Below are 3121 nucleotides of genomic sequence, written 5' to 3' on the forward strand. Positions count from 1 at the left end.
GGCGGGAGCCGTTTCTCCCGCCACCCGTCCGGAAGGACAGCGCTTGTCCTCAGGCGCCATCCTCAGGCGCCCATCCTCAGGCGATGCTGCTGCCGTCCGCCTTGAGCACCTCACCCGCGAGGTAGAGGCTGCCGCAGATCAGCACCCGTCCGGGTTCCCCGGCCTCGGCGGCGATGGCGCGCAGCGCGTCCGCCACCCGCGGCCCGGGCCGGGCGCGGCCGCCACTGGCGGCGACGATGCCCTCCACCGGCACGGCGAGGTGCTGGCCCGGCTCGGCCACCGCCCAGAGGCCCTCGGCCAGTGGCAGCAGCGGCCGCAGGAAATCCTGCGAGGCCTTGCCCTGCTTCATCCCGACCACCAGGTGGCGCGGCCGGTCGGCCCAGGCCGGCAGGTGCTCGGCCAGCGCGGCGCCGCCGCCGGCATTGTGCCCGCCATCCAGCCACAGCTCCCAGCCCGGCGGCAGCAGCGTGGCCAGCGCGCCGTGCAGCTGTTGCAACCGGGCCGGCCAGGTGACGGTGGCGAGGCCGGCGGCGATCGCCGCCTCATTCAGCCAGGGCGGATCCCAGCCGCGCAGCGCGGCGATGGCGAGGCCGGCATTGTCGGCCTGATGCGGCCCCGGCAGGGCCGGTCGCGGCAGGTCCATGGCGCCGCCGGTATCGGCATAGCGCAGCCCGGCCTCGGTCCAGGTCACCGCCCAGTCCTGGCCGCGCACGGCGAGCCGCACCCCGAGCGCCTGCGCCACGTCCTCCAGCACCATCAAGGCCTCGGGCGGCTGCCGGCCGGTGGCGGCGGGCACGCCCGGCTTGAGGATCCCGGCCTTCTCGCCGGCGATCTGCGCCAGGCTGTCGCCCAGGAAATCGGTGTGGTCCAGGGAGATGCTGCTGATGGCGCAGGCCGCCGGGCGCTCGACCACATTGGTCGCGTCGAAACGGCCGCCGAGGCCGACCTCCAGCACCAGCAGGTCGGCCGGCACGCGGCTGAACAGCAGGAAGCCCACCGCCGTCGTCACCTCGAAGACGGTGATCGGCTGGCCGGCATTGGCCGCCTCCACCTCCTCCAGCGCGGCGGCCAGGGCCTCGTCCGTGACCAGCGTGCCGGCCAGCCGGTAGCGCTCGCGGAAGCGCACCAGATGGGGTGAGGAATAGACATGCACGCGCTGCCCCGCCGCCTCGGCGATGGCGCGCAGGAAGGCGCAGGTCGAGCCCTTGCCGTTGGTGCCGGCGACATGCACCACCGGCGGCAACTTCCGCTCCGGATGGCCAAGCGTCGCCAGCAGGCGTTGCAGCCGCTCCAGGCTGAGGTCGATCAGCTTGGGATGCAGGCTGTGCAGCCGCTCGATGATGGCCTCCGCGCGACTCACGCCGGCGGGGCTCCCTTCGCCGCCGCCGGGGATGACGCCGGCGCCTCCTCCGGCGCCCGGGCGCGCGGCGGCCCGGCCTGCGGCTCCGGTGCGCCCTCGGCCCCGGTCAGGGCGGCGCGGTCCGGCGTCGTCCCGGCGGTGACATCCCCCGCCACCGCCACCAGGACCGGCTCGCGCAGCAGGGAGATCACGTGCGCCAGCGTCTCGCGCATGGCGCCGCGCTTCACCACCATGTCGAGGATGCCGTGCTCCAGCAGGTACTCGGCGCGCTGGAAGCCCTCGGGCAGCTTCTCGCGCACGGTCTGCTCGATGACGCGGGCGCCGGCGAAGCCGATCATGGCCCCCGGCTCGGCGATCTGGATATCGCCCAGCATGGCGAAGCTGGCGGTGACGCCGCCCGTGGTCGGGTCGCAGAGCACCACGATGAAGGGCAGGCCGGCCTCCTTCACCATCTGGCTGGCGATGACGGTGCGCGGCATCTGCATCAGGCTGACCGCGCCCTCCTGCATGCGGGCGCCGCCCGAGGCGGTGAAGACGATCAGCGGCGCGTCCTGCAGCACGGCGAGCTTCGCCGCGGTGACGATGGCCTCGCCGACGCCCGCGCCCATCGAGCCGCCCATGAAGCTGAACTCGAAGGCGGCGACGACGGCGCGGCGGCCCTCGATGGCGCCATGCGCCACCACCACGGCGTCATCCTGCCCGGCCTTGGCCTGCGCCTCCTTCAGCCGGTCGCCGTAGCGGCGCTGGTCGCGGAAGCGCAGCGGGTCGGCCGGCGCCTTCGGCAGCTCGATGCGCTGGAAGCCGGGATCGAGCGTGTACTCGACCCGCTTCAGCGCGCCGACGCGGAGATGATGGCCGCAATGGGTGCAGACATGCAGGTTCCGCTCGAGGTCGCGGTGGAAGATCATCTGCTCGCAGGCCGGACATTTGTGCCAGAGGTTGTCCGGCACCTCCTTGCGGCCGAGCCATGTCTGGATCTTCGGCAGCGCCCATTCGCTGATCCAGTTCATGCGCGTCACCCCCTTGCGGACCTGGCGGAAAGGGGCGGTGGTAGGGCCGCCATCCTACCCTGGCAAGGGTCTCGCCGCGCCCCCGCGGTCCGGGCCGCCCACCCGCACCGGGTCGCGGAACGCGGCGGGCGCCGGAGGCCGGCCCCGCCGGCGCGTCAGTTCCCCGATTCCGCCGGGTCGCGCTGGCTGCCGACCACCCGCCGGGCCGCGGTCATGTGCAGCGCGGGCTGCACCGCGGCGGCGGCGGGGGGCAGGCGGGCATGGTCGAGCATGCCGCGTGCGATCTCCCGCTCGCCCATGATGGTCAGCGAGGCGCCGAGCTTCATCAGGTGCTCGACCTCGGCATCGGTATGGGCGCGGGCCAGGATGTCCAGCCCGGGATTGATCGCCCGCGCCTGCTCGACGACCTGCCCGGCGTGGAAGCTCTCGGGGATGGCGATGAAGAGGCGGTCGGCCTCGGCCAGGTTGGCGGCGGCCAGCACCGCCGGATCGGCGGCATTGCCCAGGATCGCCTCCATCCCATCCGCCCGCGCCGCCTCGACGCTCTCGCGCCGCTCCTCGATCACCAGCACCGGCTCGCCGGCACGGTGCAATCCCTGCCCGACCAGCCGCCCGACCCGGCCATAGCCGATCAGCACCGAATGATGCGCCAGGGCGGTGGGGCGGAGGTCGGTCGCCTGCTCCTCATCCTGGGACTCGGCGGGGGCTGGCTCCGCCGGCGCGGCGGCCGCGACGGGGGCGGGCGCCGCGG

At 74.2% G+C, this 3121-nt stretch carries 3 protein-coding genes; all 3 read right to left on the minus strand.

The window, feature by feature from the left end; genetic code table 11:
* Nucleotides 1-76 precede the first annotated feature (76 nt).
* Entirely contained in the window at nucleotides 77-1360 is a 1284-nt protein-coding gene (locus ACVMLK_RS20440) for a bifunctional folylpolyglutamate synthase/dihydrofolate synthase (protein ID WP_198365423.1), read from the minus strand.
* Complete coding sequence (gene accD / locus ACVMLK_RS20445; protein ID WP_422922666.1) at nucleotides 1357-2370, minus strand: acetyl-CoA carboxylase, carboxyltransferase subunit beta; 1014 nt, start codon at nucleotides 2368-2370, stop codon at nucleotides 1357-1359. Before accD ends, ACVMLK_RS20440 begins: the two co-directional genes overlap by 4 nt.
* Before the next feature lie 155 nt (nucleotides 2371-2525).
* Nucleotides 2526-3121 (minus strand): NAD-binding protein (locus ACVMLK_RS20450; protein ID WP_457487465.1); only part of this gene is annotated, 596 nt, incomplete at its 5' end.

Source organism: Teichococcus aerofrigidensis (assembly GCF_054073225.1).